Source organism: Streptomyces sp. AK02-01A (assembly GCF_033795305.1).
Lineage (GTDB): Bacteria > Actinomycetota > Actinomycetes > Streptomycetales > Streptomycetaceae > Streptomyces.
Window position 1 is genome coordinate 1 of the sequence record NZ_JARBAE010000127.1, and the last position, 846, is coordinate 846.

At 72.0% G+C, this 846-nt stretch carries 1 protein-coding gene; it reads left to right on the forward strand.

Annotation, left to right across the window (positions count from 1 at the left end; translation table 11 throughout):
• Positions 1-12: 12 nt before the first annotated feature.
• Positions 13-846: beta-ketoacyl reductase (locus PV679_RS36020; RefSeq protein ID WP_319685498.1), on the forward strand; the 834-nt coding region annotated here is incomplete at its 3' end.

The following is an 846-nucleotide window of genomic DNA, read 5'->3' on the forward strand; positions in this document are numbered from 1 at the left end:
AGGGCTTTTGTTCTGTTCTCGTCGGTGGCGGGTGTGCTCGGGAGTCCGGGTCAGGCCAATTACGCGGCGGCGAATACGTTTTTGGATGCTCTTGCCCGGCTGCGGCGGGCTGGTGGTCTGCCTGCTGTCTCGCTTGCCTGGGGCCTGTGGGACGACACCAGCGCCATGACGAAGGAACTCGCCGCCGCCGACCGGGCGCGGATGGCGCGCACCGGCGTGGCTCCCATGACCGCAGAACAGGGGCTGAGCCTTCTCGACGCCGCGCTGCGGTCCGAGCTGCCGGCGCTGGTCCCGGCACGCCTGGACCTGAGGGCTCCGCGCGCGGCCGGGGACCCGCAGGAGATCCCGGCACTCCTGCGCGGCCTGGTACCGGCGGCGCCCCGCCGAGCCGCCGCCGCGACCACGACCGGGGACGCCGTGTGGTCGCAGCGGCTCGCCGGACTCGTCCCGGACGAACAGGAGCGATACGTCCTGGACTTGGTGCGGACACAGGTGGCGCACGTCCTGGGTCACGCCTCCGGCGCGGTGGTCGATGCCGGCCGGGCCTTCCACGAGCTGGGCTTCGACTCGCTGACCGCCGTCGAACTGCGCAACCGGCTCGGCACGGCGACCGGCCTGCGGCTCCCGGCCACCGCTGTCTTCGACTACCCGTCCCCCGCGGAACTCGCCGGCTTCCTCGCCGCCGAGCTGCTGGGCACGCGGCGGTTCGCCACGGTGGAGGGCCCGGCGGTTGTTGCCCGTGATGACGATCCGATCGTGATTGTGGGGATGAGCTGCCGTTTTCCGGGTGGGGTGGGTTCGCCGGAGGAGTTCTGGCGGTTGTTGGAGGGGGAGGTGGACGCGGTC